Here is a 21523-nt window from a genome sequence, read left to right as displayed (position 1 = left end):
AAGGAGGTTCCGTGGCCGGGCGAGCCCCGCAGTCGCGAACGAAGGTGGCACAGTGACCAAGCAGATCCGTCAACTCGACCGGGTGGTCATCCGGTTCGCCGGCGACTCCGGCGACGGCATGCAGCTGACCGGCGACCGGTTCACCTCGGAGACGGCGCAGCTCGGCAACGACATCTCCACGCTGCCTAACTTCCCCGCCGAGATCCGGGCTCCCGCCGGCACCCTGCCCGGTGTGTCGAGCTTCCAGGTGCACTTCGCCGACTACGACATCCTCACCCCGGGCGACGCGCCCAACGTGCTGGTGGCGATGAACCCGGCGGCCCTCAAGGCCAACCTGGCCGACCTGCCGCGCGGCGCGGACATCATCGTCAACACCGACGAGTTCACCAAGCGCAACCTCGCCAAGGTCGGCTACCAGACCAGCCCGCTGGACGACGACTCACTCGCCGGTTACGTCGTGCACCCGGTGGCGCTGACCTCGATGACGGTCGGCGCGCTCGCCGCCCACCAGGTGTCCAAGAAGGACGCCGAGCGGTCGAAGAACATGTTCGCCCTCGGCCTGCTCTCCTGGATGTACTCCCGGCCCTACGAGTCGACGCTGCGCTTCCTGGAGCGCAAGTTCGCGGCCCGTCCGGAACTGGTCGACGCGAACGTCGCCGCCTTCAAGGCCGGCTGGAACTTCGGCGAGACCACCGAGGACTTCGCGGTCCGTTACGAGGTCAAGCCGGCGAAGATGAAGCCCGGCACGTACCGCAACATCACCGGCAACGCGGCGCTCTCGCTGGGGCTGGTCGCCGCCGGGGTGCGCTCCGGGCTGCCGGTCTTCCTCGGCGCGTACCCGATCACGCCGGCGTCGGACATCCTGCACGAGCTGAGCAAGCACAAGCGCTTCGGCGTCCTCACCATGCAGGCCGAGGACGAGATCGCCGCCGTCGGCGCCGCACTGGGCGCCTCCTACGGCGGATCGCTCGGGGTGACCACCACCAGCGGCCCCGGCGTGGCGCTCAAGAGCGAGACGATCTCGCTCGCGGTGGCGCTGGAGCTGCCGCTGGTGATCGTGGACGTGCAGCGCGCCGGCCCGTCGACCGGCATGCCGACAAAGACCGAGCAGGCCGACCTCAACATGGCGCTCTACGGTCGGCACGGCGAGGCGCCGGTCGCGGTGATCGCACCCCGGTCCCCGTCGGACTGCTTCTTCGCGGCACTGGAGGCGGCCCGGATCGCGCTCACCTACCGCACCCCGGTGATCCTGCTGTCCGACAACTACGTCGCCAACGGTTCGGAGCCGTGGCTGCTGCCCGACGTGGAGTCGCTGCCCGACCTGCGGGTCGAGTTCGCCACCAAGCCCAACGGCGAGGACGGCACGACCTTCCTGCCCTACCTGCGTGACCCGGAGACCCTGGCCCGGCCGTGGGCGATCCCCGGCACGGCGGGTCTGGAGCACCGGATCGGCGGCCTGGAGAAGGCCGACAAGACCGGTGACATCTCCTACGACCCGGCCAACCACGACTTCATGGTGCGCACCCGGGCCGCCCGGATCGAGACCATCGGAGTGCCGGACATCGAGGTGGAGGACCCGGACGGCGACGCTCGGGTGCTGGTCCTCGGCTGGGGCTCGACGTACGGGCCGATCGGCGCGGCGTGCCGTGGGGTGCGCCAGCGCGGCCTGTCCATCGCCCAGGCGCACCTGCGGCACCTGGCACCGATGCCGGCGAACCTCGGCGAGGTGCTGCGCTCCTACGACAAGGTGGTCATCCCGGAGATGAACCTGGGCCAGCTCGCCCACGTCATCCGGGCCCGCTACCTGGTCGACGCGATCAGCTACAACCAGGTCCGCGGCCTTCCGTTCACGGCCGCGGAGTTGGAGACGACGCTGGAAGAGGTCCTGAAGAATGTCTGAGCCCGTCGCCCTCAAGCTCACCGCGAAGGACTTCAAGTCCGACCAGGAGGTGCGCTGGTGCCCCGGCTGCGGGGACTACGCGATCCTGGCGGCCATCCAGCAGTTCATGCCGGAGCTGAACATTCCCCGCGAGCGCACCGTCTTCGTCTCCGGGATCGGCTGCTCGTCCCGCTTCCCGTACTACATGAACACGTACGGGATGCACTCGATCCACGGGCGCGCCCCGGCGATCGCGACCGGCCTGTCGGTGTCCCGGCCGGACCTGTCGGTCTGGGTGGTCACCGGCGACGGTGACGCGCTGTCCATCGGCGGCAACCACCTGATCCACGCGTTGCGGCGCAACGTCAACCTCAAGATCCTGCTGTTCAACAACCGGATCTACGGTTTGACCAAGGGCCAGTACTCACCCACCTCCGAGGTCGGCAAGATCACCAAGTCGACCCCGGCCGGTTCGGCGGACGCACCGTTCAACCCGCTCTCGCTCGCCCTCGGCGCGGAGGCCAGCTTCGTCGGCCGGACCATCGACTCCGACCGCAAGCACCTCCAGTCGGTGCTGCGGGCCGCCGCCGAGCACGAGGGCTCGGCGTTCGTGGAGATCTACCAGAACTGCAACATCTTCAACGATGGGGCGTTCGACCAGCTCAAGGACCCGTCCACCCGGGACGACTACCTGATCCGCCTGGAGCACGGGCAGGCGATTACCTTCGGGGCCGACGGGCGGTTCTGCGTGGTGCACCCGCCGGGCGGCTTCGGCCTGGAGGTCCGGGAGACCAGCTCGGTCCGCCCGGAGGAGATCGTCGTGCACGACGCGACGGTGACCGACCCGGCGTACGCGTTCGCGCTGTCCCGGCTGCCCGGTCTGGACCTGCGCAACACTCCGATCGGGGTGTTCCGCTCGGTGGACCGACCGTCCTACGACAGCGTGGTGCAGGGTCAGCTGGCGGCCGCCAAGGCGACGGTCACCGAAACCCCCGAGCAGCAGCTCGCCGGTCTGCTGGGCAGTGGCGACACCTGGACCATCCTCTGACCCGTCCTACCTGACGAGAGCGGCCGTCCCCGACACGGGGGCGGCCGCTCTCGTTCGTACCGGCACCGCCTCAGCGCTGGGTAGAGGCCGACAGCCAGAGGTTGTCGATCTCCTTCTCGGCCGCCGCGAGGCTCGCCTCGTGCAGCGGGATCAGCTCGGCCATCGCCGGCACCGAGGGTGCCAGGGTCAACTCGGCGCTGATGAAACGCGGCTGCAGGCCGGTCAACGACAGGCCGTGCGGGAGCCATGGCTCGGCGTGGTCCCAGCCGTTGCGCGGGGTGCCCTCGGCATACCCGCCACCGCGGGTAGCCAGCACCACGAACTCACGGTCGCCCAGCAGGCCCTCCTGGGTCGTCGGGTCGTACGCGAGACCGGGAACGATCAGGTGGTCGACCCACGCCTTGACACTGCTGGGTGCGCCGTAGTTGTAGAGCGGCAGGCCGAGCAGCACCACGTCGGCCTGCTTCACCTCGTCGACCAGCCGCTCGCTGAGCTCCCAGGACTCGCGCTGCGCAGGGGTGTGCTGGTCCGGCGGCGTCATCCGAGCCAGGCCGCCTTCCGAGTCCAGGTGCGGCAGCGGATCCGCGCCCAGGTCCCGGTAGTTGACCGTGCCGTCCGGATGGGCCGCGCGCCAATTGGCCACTGCGCGGGCGGTGAGCCGCCGGCTGACCGACCAGTCACCCCGAATGCTCGAGTCGATATGCAGCAGGTGCATTATTCCTCCTCCAAGGACCATATGTGCAGCACCAACTATTTATAGCAGGCCGATGTTCCACCGGCTCGGTAGACTGGGTCACATGTCCGCCCTGCCGCTCGACCCCTCGGAGCACCGCTCGGGCGCACTCCTGGACCACCTGGCCCGGCGGATGCGACTGCGGTCGGAGTCGGTGCTGGCGCCGCTGGGGCTGCGCCCCCGACACCTGGTCGCGCTCACCGTGCTGCGCGCGGGCGGCGGCACCGGTCAACAGGCGCTCGCCACCATCCTGGAAATGGACAGCACCAACATCGTCGGGCTGCTCAACGACCTGGAGGCGAAGCAACTGATCGAGCGGCGGCGCTCACCCGAGGACCGCCGTCGACACGTCGTCGAACTCACCGAAGATGGGGCAAAACGCCTCAGTGAGGCCGAATGCGCCCTGGCCAGCGCCGAGGACGAGGTGCTGGGCGCACTGGATCCCGCCGAGCGGGAGACGCTCTACAAGCTGCTCAACCGGGCTGCCACCGGCACGGCGATCAACTGCGCTGAGGCGATCTGCGTTACCGATGAGACCTGCTGACGCCGCGCCACAGCGGCGGGACGATCAGGCAGTCGTGGCCGACTGGGGGCGGTCGTCGCGTACGTGCACCAGCATGTCGCCGGTCTCGATCACCGCGCCGGCCCGATCGGCCAGGGTGACCACCTTGCCCCGGCGCACCAGGGCGATCACCAACGAGTCCAACTCGCGCGGCGAGCACCCCACCTCGTCCCGCTCCGCCGAACGCATCGCCAGCGCCATGCCCTGGCCGGGAGTGAGCAGGTCCTCCACCACGTCGATCAGCGGCGGGGCCGAGGTGGACAGGCCGAGCAGCCGGCCCGCCGTGGCCGAGGAGACGATCACGTGGTGCGCGCCGCTCTGCTTGAGCAGCGGGGCGTTCTCCGCCTCCCGCGCGGCCGCGATGATCCGGACCTGTCCGGCGGTGAGCTGCCGTACCGTCAGCGCGACCAGCACCGACGCATCGTCACTGTCGGTCGCGATGATCACGGCCTTCGCGCTCTTGACGTGCGCCTCGTTCAGCACCGACGAGCGGGTCGCCGAGCCCTCGATCGCCACCAGCCCAGCGGAGGTGGCCTGGCGCAGGGCAGCGGCGCTGCGCTCCACCACCACGATCCGCGAGCGGTCCAGACCGTTCTCCATGAGGGCGGAGACGGCGCTACGCCCCTTGGTGCCGTAGCCGCAGATGATGACGTGATCCTTCACGGCTCTCCTCCACCGCGACAGGCGACGGCCGGTCCGGTACTGCTCGGTCAGAACTTCCAGGGTGGTGCCGACCAGGATGATCAGGAAGATCACTCGGGCCGGGGTGATGAAGAGGACGTTGACCAGCCGGGCCGACGGCGTGGCCGGGGTGATGTCGCCGTATCCGGTGGTCGAGAGCGACACGACCGCGTAGTAGAAGCAGTCGAGCAGGGTGAGGCCGTCCTCGTTGACATCGCGGTAGCCGTCCCGGCCCAGATAGACCGCGGCAACCACGGCGACGACCAGACCCAGGGCAGCGGCGAGCCGAAGGCTCAGCGCGCTCAGTGGGCCCCGGCCCTGCGCGGGAAAATGGATCACCGTCGAACCTGCTCCCCCGCCGTCGCCTGCACGACCACAACATAGCGGGTACACCGGAGACCGCACGTCGGGGTTGCAGCAGTGGACAACCCGGGCCGCTCCCGGACTCGACTACCGGACGACAACGACGAACCGGTGCAGGCCGGCAGACGGAGGGGGCGCGACCCATGCGGGCCCGCGCCGTGGGGCGGCGCAGGCCCGGACGGGTCGGCCCGATCGGCCGGGGACGGGCATGATGAGGGTGTTCCCGACGACGACCGCGAAAGTGAGGCCGGCATGTCGTTGCTGCGACGAGTCATCGGCGGAGTGCTCCGCCGACTGCGCCAGAGCCAGGGCCGCACGCTGCGTGAGGTGGCCACCACCGCCGGAGTTTCGGTTCCCTACCTATCCGAGGTGGAGCGGGGCCGCAAGGAAGCCTCCTCGGAAGTGCTCGCGGCGATCTGCCGGGCGCTCGGCATCCGCCTTTCGGACCTGCTGGAGGAGGCCCGCGATGACCTGCGCCGGGTTGAGCCGCGCATTCCGGCCGCGCCCCGGGCCGCGCTGACCCGCTTCGAGCGCGCCAGGGCCGGTCGACAGGACGCGGGCCAGCACACGCTGCGGACCAGCGGCCCGATCTTGCACCGGGCCGCCGGCGCGAGCGGGCCAACCCTCTGCGTCGGGGCCATGGCCTCCGCTGGTGGCTCGCGCCCCGGTCCGCGTACCGCCGGCCTGTTGGGCTGCGCGCGGGCCCGGGCGGGTGCGCGGCGGGTGACCGTCGCGTAGGCCGCGTGGGTTCTGCCGTCGGCGGATCTGCCGGCGGCAGAATCACTGGGCCAGCCGCCGCCGTCGCCCGCACGCTGGAGGGGCCGGTCCACCGGGCGGTCCCCACCGCCCGCCGGCACGGTGGAGGGTGGCGGCACATGATGAGGTACGGCGCACGGATGCTGGACGGCGGGCAACCATCCTTCGGTGATCACGTGTTCGAGCGGTTGCTGCGGGAACGAATCGTCTTCCTCGGCACCGAGGTGACGGAGGAGTCGGCCAACCAGATCTGCGCGCAGATCCTGCTGCTCGCCGCCGAGGACGCCGACCGGGACATCTACCTCTACATCAACTCGCCGGGCGGGTCGGTGAGCGCGGGAATGGCGGTCTACGACACGATGCGCTACGTCCGCAACGACGTGGCGACGTTGGCGCTCGGGTTCGCCGGCTCGATGGGGCAGTTCCTGCTCTGCGCGGGCGCGGCCGGCAAGCGGTACGCGCTGCCGCACTCGCGGATCATGATGCACCAGCCGTCCGGCGGGATGGGCGGGACCGCCTCGGACATCACCATCCAGGCGGAGAACATGCTGCACGTCAAGCGGACGATGCAGGAGCTGATCGCCCAGCACAGTGGACGGACGCTCGACGAGATCCAGCGCGACTGGGACCGGGACCGCTGGTTCACCGCGGAGCAGGCCCGGGAGTACGGCCTCATCGACCAGGTGATCACCCGAGCCGAGCAGCTACCAACGCTCTGATTCCCGCGGTTGCCACACTCTGGCCTGCATCGGCTTGGCACTCACCGCGACAACCGCGGTGCCTCAGACCGAATAGACGCGCAGGGACAGCAGCCGACACCCCCACAGGGCGGGCCGGTCAGAATCAGATCGCCCATGGGGCGTTACCGGGGCGATTCACGTTTACATAGATATACGGCGAGGCCCTGAACGGCTTTCCGGTGTTCAAGTCGCGATGGCACCCCGGGCGGGATTCGTAGGCGGATCGGGAGGCGATCACTCGAGGGATCGCGCGGGATGTTCGTATCGGCGGAGCGGATCGCGGGTAGCACGGTCGAGGTGAGCCAGACGTGCGACGCCGGCGCGAGGCAGGATCGAATGGAACGTGGCTCCGGCGAGCCTGCGCTGGCATACGCGCGGCCCTCAGCGCCTGTGTCCCAGCAGGTGCGCACCATGAAGCGTATCGACGAGGCGCTGCTCGACGTCGACGTCCTGGCGATGGGCTTTTCCAGCGTCACACGCTGGAACACACGCCCCATGTGGGGGCAGCGGGGCGGATGCCCGGTTGCCCGCCAGTCGGCGTCATAAGTGAGCAGCGCCTGTCCCGATGAATCACCGGGACAGGCGCTGCTCTGTCGGTCAGCTCTGCGCAAGCTGGTGGCTCACCCGCTGGCGGAGGTCTTCCCGGTCGAGGTTCAGTTCCGCGAGCAGATGCCCGGCAGCCCCGTCCTCCACTAGCACGGCAGCGAGGAGATGAGACGATCCCGCGTTGTGGTGTCCGTGTTCTCGGGCGATGCCGGTCGCGCGGTCCATGACCCGGGTCGCGACAACACTCCACAAAGGATCACCGAGCTTGCCGGTATCCCAGAATCGGGAGGAGGACTCATCAACGGACAGGACCTCTCGCTCCTCGATGAGCGATACGGCCACCGACTGGGCCTCTTCGAGATCGAAACCGGCCTCGTCCAGCAGTCCGCCGCCCTGATTGTTCGGCAGGTACGCCGCCGCCAACCGCTCGCCGGCAGCCGCAAGTTGCAGGTCGAGGCTGACGATCGCCAGCAGCACATCGCTGCTCTGGACGATGTCGTGCCCGGCCATAACCGCTTGGCGCATCACCTCGCGTTCCAGACATGGCATAACCGGGCCGCCCCACTTGGCCTCCCGCCCGGCAAAGCGGGCGACCCATCCGGGGACCCAGCGCACCAACCACGGAGCGCGGCTCTGGGTAGCCCCGGCCATCCGCAGCAAATCGAACAACGGGACGAAGGGGGCCGGATCGACGCTTAGGTCACCGGCCTCGACCCGCAGCCTGGCGGCGGCGATGTCCAAACCAACCCGGTCGATCAGCGCGGCGACCGATGGTTCCGCCGGTTCGAGCAGCCCCAGCAGCAGGTGCGGCACGTCGAGTCGGGTCACCCCGGCCGACCGGGCAGACGCGGCGGCCCGGTCGAGTGCCGCGCCAACCGCAGTTGACCACACCGGAACACTGCCCCGCTCGACCTCGGGACTGTCCCGTAGCACCCACCAGCAGGCCTCCCGCAAGGCACCGGCATACCCGCCCTGGGGAGAGTCAACATGGTCTGCAATTTCCGGACTCTTCCGCTGCGGCGTCGTCGTCCGGGCATCCACTACCTGCTTACCGAGCACCCTCGCCGCCCGGTCGTCGTTGCGTGCTGCCGCCACGAGCACTTGACCCGGATCCACGACGCCATGACCGTCAACTAGCGCGTAGTAGTAGGCCGCTCGGAGCACGTCGGCGACCTTTTCTCCGACTCCGGCTGGCGGATCACCCTTGGTCATCATGAGTACGGACCTTTCGCCTTGCAGCGCCACTTTGTTATCGCACCGAACACGAAGCCAGCCACCCATGCGGTTGTTTTTGCCGCGTAGCCGCCAACACGCGCATTGCTTACCAGGGTGTAGATAGCCCAGCCACACTCAAGGCCGCGCTTGACCCGCTCGTTAGAGGTGAACACCTTGGCCTTACCCACCGTCCACCAGAACGCTCGCCAGATGTACGGCTTCGCCTTCTTGACCAAGTACTTGAGAGCCCGCACGCACCAACTCTTGGCGATTCGGCAGGCCAGCATAACTGCCCGAGCCAAGCTGAGGACCGCAGCGACCGCGCCAATCACCGCGGGCAAAGCTTTGCCGTCTAGGTCCACCTGGTTGACAGGGTCGGCGCATGTGTACTCGTAGGAGTTGCAGCTACCGCCGTAAATCGGGTCAACCTGGAGAAACCGACCAGTAGTCGGATTGTAAAGCCGCGCCCCCATCAGGACGATCCCAGATGGGGTATCGGCAGCGCGCTGCTTATCGCCAAGCCATCCGTAGCGCTCGCTGCCGGCGGCGTCGGCACTACGCGGCGCACCGTACTCGGTTGACTCGCTGGTCCAGGACAGTCCTTGGTCGCCGTTGTGGATTCCGGCGATGACGTCGCCGTGCAGGTTGGCGACCTGCCATTCCGGGGTGCTGTCGCCGCTGTCGAAGATGGCCGCGATGCCGGTCAGGCCGGCTATGGGCCGGGTGAAGCTGTCGGCCGACTCCTGGGTCCAGGACGGGCTGTCCTCGTCCCCGCTGTAGTGATGAGTTCGCTGTTCCGTGGTGCCGCCAGCGGTGTCGGTCCAGGAGCGGATCCGCTCACCGGTGACGTCGAGGGCGTAGTCGGTGGTCCTCCCGTTGTGGGTGATCGTGTCCACGAGGTCTGTGGCGTGGTAGGTGATGGTGACGTCACCGCCAGCCGGGTTTGCGGTGTCAGCCTCGGGCACGGTCCTCGTCCGACCCAGGGCATCGTAGACGTACCCGGCGGAGGTCATTCGGTCCGCGGTGTCGTACGTCCATGTCCGGGTCGAAGCGGCATCACCGCTCTGGCAGTCACCTTCGGCGGTCGGCCCGTACTCGGTGAGACTATTGCGGTTCGACGACGTGCTGAGGCCGTACTTACGGGTCGTACACTGCCCCCCGACGGTGTCCTGAACGACCGTCAACCGGCCCGCCTTGTCATAGTCGAAGTGCTGCCGGGACAGGCTTGACGCGCCCTGACGACGCTGACCATGTACCGACTGCACAACAGACTCGCTGTACAGAATGCAGTCTCCAGACGGACAACCCGCCTTGACGTAGACCAAACCGACTCGGTCACCGACCTCGTCGACCTCGGTGTTGACCACCATCCCGTTCGGCCACGTCTCTGAGGTCAGGTTGCCGTCAGCGTCGTAGCTGCCGGTGAACAGCCCCGCCTCGGTATCGTCGACCGCAGTCACCAGGCCACGTCGCTCGCTCCCGCCGTCATAGGTGTAAGTGCGTTGGGCCTTTCCATCTTGGCCGGTCGCCACCCGACCCATCACGTCGTACGTTGTTGTTGACACATTGCCGTTCGCGTCGGTGTAGGAGATGACCCGACCCAAAGTGTCGTAGACGCGGACCACCTCTGCGACCACCGACCCGTCCACCACCGACTGCGTACGCACGTGCTCACCGGTGGCGGGGTTGTACACCTCACGCTTCACCGGCACCACCGTCCCGAGCCCAGAAGCCGCGGTGGTCCGGGTCTCGTGTACCCGACCCGCGCTGTCGTACGTCGTCGTAGTGGTGCGCAGCGTGCCGGCACTGGTCTTCTCAGTCGCCACCCGGGGCTGGCCCAGCATGTCATAGGTCGTCACCATGACCGGCAGTTCAGGTCCGCTGCCCGGCTGACCACCCGGCTGTACCCGGCAGGGCAGATCCGCCCACTCCGGCTTCAGGTCACACTCGGCGTGACCCGACCCCGAGCCGGCCCGATAATAGATCGTCTTCTGGGTAGCTGGGGTCGTGGTGCTCGTACCGCCAGCCGGGTTCGTGGTTGACGTGATCAACTCGGTAGCCGGATCGAACGCCGTGCGCGTTGCGAGGGCGAGTCCGCCCTGATCCACAGTCGTCACGGTTGGCTGGCGCAGCCCCCAGTCGTAGGCAATGGTGGTGGTACGTGCGTCGACGTCGGCCTCGACGCCGTTGCTGTCCCGGACCCGGGCCACGACCGCCTGGCGGGTCACTAGGTTGTACGGGTCTTCTGCAACGGGAGCGCCCTCGTCGTAGGTGTAAATCGTGGCCTTCCGTCCACGGGTTGTGCCACCCGTAGGCAACATGATCTCGTGTTCTGGTTCCAGCGTGGTGGTGAGGCGCTGCCCGTCGACGGAATGCACGTGCAGGGTGGATTGACTGCGGCTGAGCGTCGTTTCCGCCGCCACGTCGTCCGTGGACCTGGCGTTCAGCGCTCGGGCCCGATTGCCGGCGGTCATCGTCCGGACGGTATTGCCCCACTGGTCGTACCAAGTGGCGCTGATGTGCCCACCCGGCTCGGCAACGTTGACCTCGCGGGCGTTGGCGTCCAGGTAGGTCACCGTGGCCCGCTCGTACGACGAGGGCCTAGCACCGGCCGCAGGGTTGCCGTTCGGCACCTGAGTGGGCGGAAAAACGGCCGTGGCATCGGTCGGCGTCTCCGGTTGACCCCAACGAACCGTTTGCCCGGCCGACAGATCGTGTGGTGCGCCCACGCCGGAGACCGGCACCCGGTACACCACCGTGGTCGTCGCGGTTCCTGCGGTCAGGGCCGAGCGGGTCACCTGGTACACCCGTCCGGAGGCCGGGTCTCCAGGCAGGGTGGTGTAGTTGAGCTGCCAGGGCTCCTGACCAACCGGCTTGCTGCTGGAGAGCAGGCCGTCCAGGTTGTAGGTGTAGACCTCCTGAAGGTGCCGGGCGGTGCCGTTGTCGTCCCAGTCCAGGCGCGGGTCCCAAGAGGCACGCAGCCGTCCAGCATCGTCGTAGGCGTACCGGGCCATCGGCACGGCCCGCATCGCTGGCGTTGCAAGGTCGGGATCCCAGGCGGTGAAAGAGATCTCCTTCACCCGACCTGCGAAGTCACCCCACGAGCCCTCAGCACCACCCGTTGCGGTCGTCGTAGTGGCATAGCTGAAGGTCATCACCCGGCAGCCACGCACCAGCGTGGCACAGCTGACACCGGTCGGCACCGGTGCCAAGACCCGCGTCGGGCGGACCACCTCCTTGCCGGCTACCACCACCTTCTCCCAGGTCACTGTGGTGGTCTGGGCGCTGCCGGACGAGGTGACCGACGTCGGAAAGTACTTCCCTGCCGCCGCCCCGGCTACGCGGGTGAAGACCGTGCTGTTGCCCTCCTCGTCAACAAGCCGGTAAGAATCGTTGGTGGTGACGTAGGTCAGCTCCAGGAACTCGGCACCGACGCCGGATTCGAAAGCGGTCGACGTCCGCTTGGTGAAGCCGAGCGTCTCGCCCTCAGGCGTTCCAACCTGCACCAGCGACCCGTACAACGTGAGTGAGGTATACGGCGCCTCCCCCTCCACCACTGCACCGGATACCCACCCTGGGCCGTACATGTTCGCCGCGTCCGTCACGGTCGCCCGGCGGGTGTTGTATGACCGTGTGATCGTCAGCTCCGGACCGAGCGACGCGACCGAGGCATCCACCTTAGACATGCTGAGGTTTCCCGTAATCAGGTTGACTGAGCCCGGGCCGATTTGCTGCGACTCCGCCGCCGCCTGGGTCCGATCAAAACTGATCTTCACCGGGTTCGACATGCCGCCGGTGCCGCCGGTGAAGGTGCCGCGCAGTTGCAGCGGGCCGTCGCGGGGGATCGACTCCGCATCCGCGGCGGCGAGCGTCGCCTCCACGTCCCAGTTCAGCTTCGGGAATGCTCCGCCGCCGCTGCTGGCCAGCGGCCAGGTGACCGCGCCACCGCCGGCTGCGACGGTCACGTGCCCGGCCGGGATGCTCACCCACGCGTCGGCGTCACCACGGCGCCACTGGTAGGTGACACCGGTGGCCGAGGACTGTCCCACACCCGCAATCGCGGTCTTCGCCGCGGTGATGTCACCCTCCTTGGGGGAGGTGATCGCCCCGGATCCCACGTTGAAGGTGTACGTCTTGATCGCCGACTGGTTACCGGCGCGGTCGCGGGTCCGGACGTAGAGGGTCTGCGGACCGTCCGCCGTCGGGGTGATCGACACGCTGGCGTTCGCGCCCAGGCTCGGCGCGTTCACCGTCTGGTTTGGTGGATTGGTGTTCAACCCGTACTCGTACGCGGCCACGTCGGTGACCCCGGAAGCGGTGAAGGTGAAGCCACCGGCGGTACCGGCCGCTCCTGCCCACTGACCCGCCGGGTAGGTGGTCGAGGAGACCGTCGGCGCCGCCGAGGGGGCGATGGTATCGATGATGATGGAGCAGTTGCCGCTCCAGGCGCCGTCGGCGGTGCCGTCGTTGCCGCGTACCCGCCAGGAGTAGGTGCCCCCCTCGGTGAACGCGCCGGCCGGGACGGACGCCGCCAGCCAGGAGCCGGACGCGCCGGGTCCGACCGTGCTGCCGCCGATCCGGGTGCCGCCGCTGGTGAGCCACTCGAACTCGGCCCGGACTTGCGAGCCCTCAGCATCGTTGATCTGCGCGCGTAGCTGCGGCGTCTTCGTGTTGATGTAAGGAGTGGCCGATCCGGTCGCGCACGGTGTGGACGGAACGGTGGCGCGCGCGTTGACGGTCGGCGGCGACTGGTACGTCAGCGTGACGTACGGATCGTTCGCACCCTCCATCGAGTGGAACCGCTTCCATCCCAGGTTGTCGGTCTCCGAGGCTGCCCGCAGACCGATGTTCGCGGTGGACCACCCGTTGCCTGCGGTCACCGCGAACACGCCCGTGACCGGGACGTTCACCCAGCCGCCGGTGCAGGTGGAGTTGTAGCCCTTGGTCGTTGAGGTGTAGCCGGTTCGCTCGCGCCAGACCGGTTGGTTGGTCCAGCGGGTGGACGTGCCGACCGCGTCGACCCGCCACGCTTCCCACTGCCGCGCCACGCACGACCACGAATAATGGTTGTACAGGTAGAGCTTGGCGTCCTGCACCTGCTTGCCGGCCAACCAGGTCATGCCGCTGAAGTTGAGGAACGAGCGCGCCACCCGGACGGTGCCTCCATCGGAGGTGCCGAGCTTCAGCTCAGTGGCAGCAGACTGGTCCGAGGTGTAGTCGGTCTGAACGAACGCGTCGTAGTTCGGCTTCAGCGTCACCGCCGGGTCAATGGTGACCGGGAAAACCGTCTTCGGGTCGGTCAGCCACTGCTCATCCGGCGTCAAGGTCAGCGCAAGCCGACCGGCCTTCGCCGCACCGACCTTCTTGCCGACCTTCGCCTTGCGTAACCGCTCACCTGACTCAGGCTGAACCTGCGCATCCCACATGACCGGCTCCGGTGAAACGCCCACCGTCTCGCCCGAAGCGTGCTTGATCTCGAAGCCGCCACGCGTGTCATCGGCGAGGGTTAGCCCCTTGCCGGTCAGCGGCAACGCCAGGTTCCGGACCTGAGCCACGGCGGCCCGGTCCTTGACGATCAGAAACTGCTCGAACCCTGTCCGAGTCGACTCCACCAACAGGTCGACGCCCGGGCGCACCTCGGCATACGTCGCCCGATTGCCAGCGACGGTAGGGGCGGGCAGGGCACCCGTCCACCCCAGCGAGACACTCTCGCCTTCGCGGCCCAAGGTCACCAAGTCGTGTTCGCCAGAGCCAGTAGCTCCCGACAAGCGCAGCCCTGCCGGGTGCGCCACCGCCGCGACCGAACCGTCAAGTTGCGGAGCGAGCGAAAAATCCACCTGCTTCCACGCACCACTCTGAGCATCCCGCATGCGCACCGGACCGGCGTGGACCTCCGCCTCCACCCGACCATCCGGCAACGCCCAGAACTCCGACGTCTCCGACGTCATCCCGGTAATCCGGACCTTCTTGTTCGTCATGCGGGCGGTGGCGACGGCTGCCGCCTCGTCCGGCCGCTCCAAGACCTCCGGACCGGTCGCTGCTGGCTGCTCGACCGGCTGCGGCAAAGCCGCCGTAGCGGGCTCGGCAACTACCCACTCCGCCATCGTCGCCGCCAACAACACTGACAAAACGACGGCGATCGCCCGCCCATGGGGACCACGTGACAGGCGTGGTATGCGAGACAACGGACCCCACACGGATCTGCTTCTCTTCACTGATCCTCCTAAATCTAACAGGGAGTGATCATCCAACCACCATGGTCACTCCGGAGCATCAACCTTTCGGCGCGAAGATCACCAGTTCCGTTCTTTGAAAGACGTTCGCGTTGACGTAAGCGGATGCCTATGATGTCAAAGTGGGCCAGAAAGGACAGGCGCTAACGGGTTAGCTCGATCCGTCGCTCGGCTTCGAGTCGGGCCGGCGCCGACAAGGCAACCAAACCATTGAGCCCGAGCGCCTCCGACCACGACCCACGCCAGACCGGATAGACGGGCAGGGGCAGCAAGCGACATCCCACAAGGCGGGCCGGTCAGAATCCGGTCACCCCAAGGGCGTTACCGGGGGGTATTCGGGGGCCGACTCAAAATCCCATAGGCATACGTTGATGCCACAATCAGCTTCTCGCTGGTCAGTGCCGCGCGCTGGTGCCCCCGGCAGGATTCGAACCTGCGACACACGGTTTAGGAAACCGATGCTCTATCCCCTGAGCTACGAGGGCGCGAGGGCCTAGTCTAGCGACCTGGGGGTTCACCTGGGGTGGCAGGGAGTGGCCCGCGTTCACCCGGGTTCCCCGGACCGCCGTTGTCCCAGCCCAGGACCACAGCTCGAGCACACGAACCCCGGTTTGCGACCGGCGTCGGCCACGGTGACCCGCGTTGGCACCGATTGACCCGGGGTTGGCATCCGCGCGCGGCAGCACACACCCAGACAGTCACCCGATCCTCCGGGTCCACCCAGCAAACGACACGGTTCGATGTCCGGTTGCGGGTTCGGACGGACACCTGACGTCCGCTGCCGATGGCGTCGGCTGTCCGGGGCGTCCCCGGTACGCCGCGGCGGCCTCATGACCTTCCGGCACTCTGGCGAGGGTCACCAGGCGGCGAACCATGCGTCAGGTGTCGAGGCCCGCAAGGTTGAGGCGTTCGAGCAGGCTGGGCTTGCGGGCGTGCACCACCCGTAGCTCGGCCAGCCGGTCTCGGAACGACGTGCTGTCTCCGTCGCGTTCGGCGAGGTCGCGCAGGTCGACGAGGAGTTGTACGGCGGCGTCGTACTCGCGGGGTTTCTTCGTGGCGATGAGTTCGTCGACCCGCTTCCAGGCGGCGGGTTGGTCGACCGCGAGGGTGTCGAGGTGCCGTTGCCGGGCGGCTGCGGCGGACCGTTCCCGACGGACCCGGTCGCGTTCGCGCTGCTCGGCGTCCCGTCGTTCCCTCTCGGCGCGCAGGTCCGCGGCGGTGGCGAGCAGTTCCCCGGCGGTACGGGCGGCTGCCGGGGTGGACGCGTCGGTGGGGCGCGCGGCGCGGTAGCGGAGCAGCAGTTGGCTGCGTAGGTGGCTGTCGCCGCCGGTGATCAGGTCGGTCAGGATGGCGTCCTTGTCCGGGGCGGGCAGCCCGACGACCCAGGTCCGTAGTTGCGCGGCGGTCGGTTCGCCAGCGGCGGCCGGCGACGACCCAGCCGCCGCAGCCGCAATCAGATCGGGGTCGATGCGTAGGAACTCGGCGACGGCGGTGAGGGGCGCGTCGAGGGTTCCCATGCCGGCGGGGACGGGCGGTTCGGGCTCGTCGTCGGCGATCTCCTCGGACTGTACGCAGCGCAGCCAGACCAGGTACAGCAGGCGCAGGTCACCGGCGGCGAGGCGGGCCCGGACCGGGATGATCGAGGTGAGCAGGCCGTGGCCGTCGAGGTCCCACTCGTCGGCGCCGTCCTCGTCCTCGTCGTGGAGGTCGATGATGATGTGCTCGCCGGCGGTCCACGCGGATGCGCTGTCGCCCTGGCAGTATTGGGCCGCGGTGGCGGGGTCGAGCACGTGTTTCGGTAGCCGCAGCATGAGCTGGTGGGTTCCCCAGTTGGACAGGTACAGGTGCGCGTCGAAGTACCGTTCCATCAGCGTGCGGGGGTCGCCCTTGAAGTCGCCCCACTCGTAGGTGTTGACGAAGCTGGTGGCGGTGATGGCGGCCCTGGTGGACAGCGACCGCAGCTCGGCCCGCTCCCGGCCGGTGAGGGGTCGGTCGGCGGCGGTGAATTCGTAGTACTGGTACTCGCTCATCGTGGCCTACCTTCCGGCCCAGTGCCGGTAGGCGTCGATCCACGCGGCGCCGTCCGGCGCGGGGGTGGGTAGCGGCAGGTCGAGGAGGTCGATCTTCTGCCGGTGGCGGCCTCGGGCGCAGACCGCGACGATGCTGTCCGCGGTCAGGTCGATCTTGCTTACGGTGACCTCGACGCCGAGGACGGTGGTGGTGAACGGCACCGCCAGATGCTCCTCGATCATGGTGAACAGGCCGGTGAGCTGCGCGTCGTCGCCGTACGCGTCGACGGTGGCGTCCTCGATCATCGCCTCCAGCGTGGCGTTGCCCTTCGATGCCATCGGCGGAGGATAGCGGACCGGTGTCAAGGTGTGCGGAGCCCTATGCGCGAGGATGGTCGGCATGGGCTCGGTAGCCGAGTTCGTCGATCTTCGGGTACTCGTCGAGGTCGATCAGGCGGAGTCGACGGGCGTGGAAGTCGTAGAGGAAGCAGCCGTCGTAGAGGTCGACCGCCACGTAGCCGGCGGCGGTGACGGCCAGGTGCGCGTCGAGGATGGTGTCGATGGCCGTTTTCGACGTCGGGCTCGGGTAGTTGCTGGAACGGTGCAGCGCGCTGCGGTCCGAACCGTGAACGGTGGCGTGGAACCGGGCGGCCCGCAGCGAGGAACGGCGACAGGCAGCTGCACTCGAAGAGTGACGATCCACGCAGAAGGCTCCGCGCGTTGTCAGCGGCAGAGGCGAGGCGACGAACAGCTCTGGCTGTGCCGCTTCGTCTGCGGACGGTCTTTGCGCTCAGTGTTGTTGTTCGCGTTGGTAGCTCACTGGAAGGCGTTACGTCAGCTCAGCAGGGCGATCACGCCGGCGAGGAGCACTACGCCGACGAGGAGGGTCACCACGATCAGCGTCGTCCTACCGAATCTGCGGCGGATCAATTTCGGATTGTGGATCATCAGTGTGCATCCCTTCGTGTCAGGCCCGCCGGCGTATCGCCAGGTAGGCGATGCCGGTCAGGAGGACTGTGATGCCGACGTATGCTGCCGCCTCGGCGGATTGCATCGGCCAGTACGACAGGTGGAACTGGCCGCGCATCGCCCGGCCGGCCAGCTGGCTGACGCCGACCAGCAGCACCGCCAACGGCATCGCGACGCGGGAGTGCCCTGTCACCGCGCCGAGCGCGGCGCCGAGTGCCAGGGCGAACACCACTCGGGCGAACGGCACGATGCCGTGGCTTTCGTAGTACGGCCATGCCATGGGATCACGTCCCGCGTCGGGCAGCACCCAGGCGAGAAGCGCACCGAGTGTGCCGGTCGCCGCTAGGGCACCGACGGCGGCACAGCCGAGAACGGCTGCCAGCCAGCGGCCTCGGGTCACGCTCTGGGCCCAGGCGAGTTTGAACGTGCCCGTCTCAAGTTCGCGGGCGATGAGGGGCGCACCCCACACCAGGCACACCGCTCCCGGTAGGAAGCCCGCCAACTGGCCGGTAAGCCCGGTCAACTCCGGTTCCATGCGCTCCGCCAGCGCGGCCGCGCCGTACAACAGCACCAGGGCGGCGATGGCGGCGAACTGGGCACGCTGTCCGCGCCAGGCCACCCACAGCAGCCCCATCAGCGGGCCGTTTCAGGGTTGCGCAGGTAGTCCAGCACGAGTCCCTCCATGGTCGGGGTGCGATGCGCGTCGAGAAGCTCGGTGAAGCTGCCGCACAGACGTACCTGGCCGCCGCCGAGAAGGATCAGGTGGTCGCACACCTCGGCCAGGTCGGCCAGGATGTGTGAGGACAACAGCACGGTGGCCTCCAGCCGGCGAACCACCTCCATCACGTGGATCCGGGCCAACGGATCGAGCTCGGCCAGCGGTTCGTCCAGCACCACCAGGTCGGCCCGCTTGCCAACGGCCAGCGCGAGTGCCACCAGGGGTGCGCTGGCCCCCGGACAGCCGGTCCACCCGCTGGCTCTGCGGGATGTCATGGGCAAGCAGGAACGATTTTGCGCGCCCACGGTCCCAGCGGGGGTTGGTGGCGGCGCCGAAACGCAGCAGGTCGCTCACGCTCCAACGCCGGTACAGCGGCTTGTCCTGGGCGACGAACGCGACCCTGGCCAGCTCCAGCGGTCTGCCGAAGATGCGCACCGTGCCGGTGGTCGGCGCGAGCAGGCCGGTCACCAGATTGAGCAGTGTGCTTTTGCCTGCCCCGTTCGGCCCGACCACCGCGGCTGACGCGCCGGCGGGCAGCTCGATCGTGCAGTCGCGCAGTGCCCACCGCTGCCGGTACCGCTTGCCGAGTGCGTTGGTCTCCAGAGCGTTCATGGCCGCTCCTCCTCGGTCAGCTGCCGCGCGCGGCTCAGCAGCGCGGCGCGGCGGGCGTGTGCCCGCACGGCCAGCGCCAGCGCCGCTGCCACGAACAGGCCCCCGATCGCCAGCGCAGCCACCAGTCCGGTACCGCTTCGGGCTGCGGCGACGGCCGCGACCGCGGTGGTGACGACGGAGGCGACCAGGGCGATCCGGGCGGCGATGACTTGTTCGGTGGCGAACAGTGGCACCCTGCGGGTGAGCAGCCAGCCTCCGTAACAGGCCCAGGCCAGGCAGAACACGGTGAACAGCGCGAACGACAGGTGGGTGCGGCCCGGTAGCGGTCCCGGCTCGCTCCACCACAGCGAGGTCACGAAGACCGTGCCGGCCAGCCCGGCCAGTAGCGCCGCCACCGCGCGGATGCGCGTCCGTCGTGACAGCGTCGCCTCAAGCTGGTCGAGCATCTCTCGTGCCGACAGGCGTGGCTCGTCGGTCATGACCGGTACCCCTTCCCGTTCAGGTGCTCCCGCAGCAGGCGACGGGCCCGGTTCAGCCTGGACTTGACCGTGCCGACCGGAACTTGGCAGATTTGCGCACAGTCCTGCACCGACAGGTCTTCCAGGTAGTGCAGGACAAGGATTTCTCGCTCCATCACCGGCAGGCTCGTAAGTGCGCCGACGAGTTCCGCGCGCGCCACCACGGCCTCGCCCGGGTCCTCGACACGCAATTCCTCCCGGACCAGCGTCTCTTGCTCCCTGGCGTACTCCATCCGAAGGCGGTCGACCACCGATCGCCGGGCGATGGCGAACAGCCAGGGCGTGAACCGGCCGGGTTCGCGCAGTCGTGGCAGACCACGGACCACGGCTAGCCAGATCTCCTGACTGACGTCGTCGGCCCGATCGGCGTCCAGCATGCGCTGGACGTATCGCCACACCGGCACACGCCACCGGGCCACCAGTTCGGCCAATGCCGCCCGCTCGCCCAGCTGGGCGCGTACCACCAGCAGCTCATCGGTCATCTCATCCTCCCGTCACATCAACAGTCGGGCGAGCGGCCGATGAGGTTCACGGCTCACGCATTCGCTGTGTGGCAGGTCCGTGGCGGACCAGCACCGGACGCCATCAAGGTCAACTATTCTGTCGATCGACGGACCGAAGCTCCGAACAGTGCCTGGCGCGAGGTTCACCACGACTTCGGGATGTTCCCGCCCCCAGTGCTCTATCCCCTGAGCTACGAGGGCGCGAAGGGCTAGTGCAACGACCTGCGGGTCGACCCGCGTTGGCAGGGAGTGACGTGCGTTGACCCGGTGAAACGTCCCTGCCGCCGGGTCCTTGCCTTGCGGCTCCGCTGATCATCTGGGCGTGCCTCAAGGCAAGGAGCGTGTCGCGTTCCTGCTCACGCGGCGGTGTGATGGCCCGCCTTGATCACCTGGTCATACTCACTGCGACGGGCCTCGTAGGCGGGCTCCAGGAACGCCTCCGAATCGGGTCCGATCGGCAACCGCAGCGGTGGCGAGTCCATCTGCCCCAGCCGCCAGACCACGTCGGCGAAGAGCTCGGGGGAATTGATTTCCGCCTTGGTGTTCATGCCGCGAAGCGCGCCGAGCATGCCGTCGTCGACCGGCGTATAGTCGGCGATACGGTGCTCCGGCATCACCAAGTTGGCGCTGTAACCGGTGGCGAAGCCGCCCGGTTGCAGGATGGTCACCTTCACTCCCAGGTGCCCAGCCTCGACGGCCAGCGACTCGGCCGCTCCCTCCACCGCGAACTTGCTCGCGGTGTACGCGGCGAGGCCCGGGAAGGGAACCATGCCGGCGACCGAACTGACGAAAATGGCGTGCCCGTGGTGCTGCGCCCGCCACACCGGCAGCACCGCGCGGGTGAGCCGCCAAGGCCCGAACACGTTGGTGTCGAACTGCGCGGCGAGTTCCGCGTCGGAGACCTCCTCGAAGGTGCCGAACTGTCCGTAGGCCGCGTTGTTCACGAGGACGTCGACGCCGCCGAAGGCATCCACCGCCCGCTCGACGGCTGCCGCGCACTGCCCCGGATCCCGTACGTCGAGGGCGGCGGCCACCACGTTGCCCGGATGCCGCGCCACCAATCCGTCCAGGGTCTCCAACCGCCGGGCCGTCGCCACCACCTGTTCACCCTCGGCGGCGAGCCGGGCCGCGAGGGCCTGACCGAGTCCACTCGAACACCCCGTGATCAACCAACGCTTCGTCATTCCCTCGACCCGCCCTATCCACTACGTCACATGGCGATTGCAGAGTGTCAAAGGCGGCGTGAGAGGCATAGCGGAATCGGCAGTCGACTACCGGACGCGTCGGGTATCCGGCACGAAGCCCCGATGGGGTCGGAACTGACCGCGCCGGGACCTCGAGGCGTTGAGCGCTGGCCTACGCCCCGGCCGAGGCGCCGCTCGCCGCGAACGCCAATTCCCCCGGCCCGTGCCACCGGGACAGGGACGGCCCGGCGCGG

Annotated in this window: 18 protein-coding genes, 1 tRNA gene and 1 pseudogene; 6 read left to right on the top strand and 14 right to left on the bottom strand. The window is 68.3% G+C overall.

The genetic code is table 11. The features are described from left to right. The first annotated feature begins 52 nt into the window (after nt 1-52). Together ACIBF8_RS00620 and ACIBF8_RS00615 are read left to right on the top strand one after the other, a co-directional pair. Nucleotides 53-1900 carry a 2-oxoacid:acceptor oxidoreductase subunit alpha gene (locus ACIBF8_RS00620; RefSeq protein ID WP_396780211.1) on the top strand — a complete coding sequence of 616 codons (1848 nt, stop codon included), beginning with the start codon at nt 53-55 and terminating at the stop codon, nt 1898-1900. Then, on the top strand, nt 1893-2927 hold the full coding sequence (locus ACIBF8_RS00615; protein WP_396780210.1) for a 2-oxoacid:ferredoxin oxidoreductase subunit beta: 1035 nt from the start codon (nt 1893-1895) through the stop codon (nt 2925-2927). The genes ACIBF8_RS00620 and ACIBF8_RS00615 overlap by 8 nt, the downstream gene beginning before the upstream one ends. A 70-nt stretch (nt 2928-2997) precedes the next feature. Here the strand turns inward: ACIBF8_RS00615 and ACIBF8_RS00610 are convergent, their stop codons facing one another. Beyond that, nucleotides 2998-3642, bottom strand: a complete 645-nt coding sequence (locus ACIBF8_RS00610) for an FMN-dependent NADH-azoreductase (RefSeq protein ID WP_396780209.1) — start codon at nt 3640-3642, stop codon at nt 2998-3000. Between the two features lie 82 nt (nt 3643-3724). Here ACIBF8_RS00610 and ACIBF8_RS00605 point away from each other — a divergent pair, with 82 nt between their 5' ends. Continuing rightward, nucleotides 3725-4204, top strand: a complete 480-nt coding sequence (locus ACIBF8_RS00605; RefSeq protein ID WP_396780208.1) for a MarR family winged helix-turn-helix transcriptional regulator — start codon at nt 3725-3727, stop codon at nt 4202-4204. A 24-nt stretch (nt 4205-4228) separates the two neighbouring features. On the opposite strand, the gene ACIBF8_RS00600 is transcribed toward ACIBF8_RS00605, so the two are convergent. Next, a complete protein-coding gene (locus ACIBF8_RS00600) occupies nt 4229-5242 on the bottom strand; it encodes a potassium channel family protein (protein WP_396780207.1) in 1014 nt (337 codons plus the stop codon). 276 nt (nt 5243-5518) lie between these two features. Here ACIBF8_RS00600 and ACIBF8_RS00595 point away from each other — a divergent pair, with 276 nt between their 5' ends. The 3 genes from ACIBF8_RS00595 to ACIBF8_RS00585 all read left to right on the top strand — a co-directional run bounded on the left by ACIBF8_RS00595 (nt 5519) and on the right by ACIBF8_RS00585 (nt 7308). After that, complete coding sequence (locus ACIBF8_RS00595; RefSeq protein ID WP_396780206.1) at nt 5519-6004, top strand: helix-turn-helix domain-containing protein; 486 nt, start codon at nt 5519-5521, stop codon at nt 6002-6004. Nucleotides 6005-6141: 137 nt separating this feature from the next. After that, nucleotides 6142-6741: a ClpP family protease gene (locus ACIBF8_RS00590; RefSeq protein WP_396780205.1), complete on the top strand. Its 600-nt coding sequence runs from the start codon at nt 6142-6144 to the stop codon at nt 6739-6741. 432 nt (nt 6742-7173) lie between these two features. Continuing rightward, nucleotides 7174-7308: a hypothetical protein gene (locus ACIBF8_RS00585; protein WP_396780204.1), complete on the top strand. Its 135-nt coding sequence runs from the start codon at nt 7174-7176 to the stop codon at nt 7306-7308. A gap of 51 nt (nt 7309-7359) precedes the next feature. On the opposite strand, the gene ACIBF8_RS00580 is transcribed toward ACIBF8_RS00585, so the two are convergent. From ACIBF8_RS00580 to ACIBF8_RS00525, 12 genes and pseudogenes are all read right to left on the bottom strand, one after another. Continuing rightward, a complete protein-coding gene (locus ACIBF8_RS00580) occupies nt 7360-8523 on the bottom strand; it encodes a Clp protease N-terminal domain-containing protein (protein WP_396780203.1) in 1164 nt (387 codons plus the stop codon). Next, complete coding sequence (locus tag ACIBF8_RS00575) at nt 8520-14774, bottom strand: DNRLRE domain-containing protein (protein WP_396780202.1); 6255 nt, start codon at nt 14772-14774, stop codon at nt 8520-8522. Before ACIBF8_RS00575 ends, ACIBF8_RS00580 begins: the two co-directional genes overlap by 4 nt. A 391-nt stretch (nt 14775-15165) precedes the next feature. After that, nucleotides 15166-15241 (bottom strand) — tRNA-Arg (locus ACIBF8_RS00570). A 393-nt stretch (nt 15242-15634) separates the two neighbouring features. Next, the gene (locus tag ACIBF8_RS00565; protein WP_396780201.1) at nt 15635-16786 is read right to left on the bottom strand and encodes a hypothetical protein; all 1152 of its coding nucleotides are present in this window, start codon (nt 16784-16786) and stop codon (nt 15635-15637) included. A gap of 6 nt (nt 16787-16792) precedes the next feature. Next, the gene (locus ACIBF8_RS00560; protein ID WP_396780200.1) at nt 16793-17104 is read right to left on the bottom strand and encodes a hypothetical protein; all 312 of its coding nucleotides are present in this window, start codon (nt 17102-17104) and stop codon (nt 16793-16795) included. Between the two features lie 40 nt (nt 17105-17144). After that, nucleotides 17145-17468 carry a hypothetical protein gene (locus ACIBF8_RS00555; protein ID WP_396780199.1) on the bottom strand — a complete coding sequence of 108 codons (324 nt, stop codon included), beginning with the start codon at nt 17466-17468 and terminating at the stop codon, nt 17145-17147. Between the two features lie 264 nt (nt 17469-17732). Next, entirely contained in the window at nt 17733-18368 is a 636-nt protein-coding gene (locus tag ACIBF8_RS00550; RefSeq protein ID WP_396780198.1) for an ABC transporter permease subunit, read from the bottom strand. Continuing rightward, on the bottom strand, nt 18368-18727 hold the full coding sequence (locus ACIBF8_RS00545) for a hypothetical protein (protein ID WP_396780711.1): 360 nt from the start codon (nt 18725-18727) through the stop codon (nt 18368-18370). The genes ACIBF8_RS00550 and ACIBF8_RS00545 overlap by 1 nt, the downstream gene beginning before the upstream one ends. A 10-nt stretch (nt 18728-18737) precedes the next feature. Further along, nucleotides 18738-19064 (bottom strand): annotated as a pseudogene (locus ACIBF8_RS00540) (ATP-binding cassette domain-containing protein); the annotation flags it as partial. Next, nucleotides 19061-19543 (bottom strand): hypothetical protein, encoded by a 483-nt coding sequence (locus ACIBF8_RS00535; RefSeq protein ID WP_396780197.1) that lies wholly within the window; start codon nt 19541-19543, stop codon nt 19061-19063. The pseudogene ACIBF8_RS00540 and the gene ACIBF8_RS00535, both read right to left, overlap by 4 nt. Continuing rightward, nucleotides 19540-20064 (bottom strand): RNA polymerase sigma factor, encoded by a 525-nt coding sequence (locus tag ACIBF8_RS00530; protein ID WP_396780196.1) that lies wholly within the window; start codon nt 20062-20064, stop codon nt 19540-19542. Before ACIBF8_RS00530 ends, ACIBF8_RS00535 begins: the two co-directional genes overlap by 4 nt. Before the next feature lie 377 nt (nt 20065-20441). Continuing rightward, nucleotides 20442-21269 (bottom strand): SDR family oxidoreductase, encoded by an 828-nt coding sequence (locus tag ACIBF8_RS00525; RefSeq protein WP_396780195.1) that lies wholly within the window; start codon nt 21267-21269, stop codon nt 20442-20444. Nucleotides 21270-21523 lie beyond the last annotated feature (254 nt).

Source organism: Micromonospora sp. NPDC050276 (assembly GCF_044459545.1).
Taxonomy (GTDB): Bacteria; Actinomycetota; Actinomycetes; order Mycobacteriales; family Micromonosporaceae; genus Micromonospora.
Note: the sequence above shows the minus strand (reverse complement) of the source record. Positions and strands in the feature narration are given on the sequence as shown.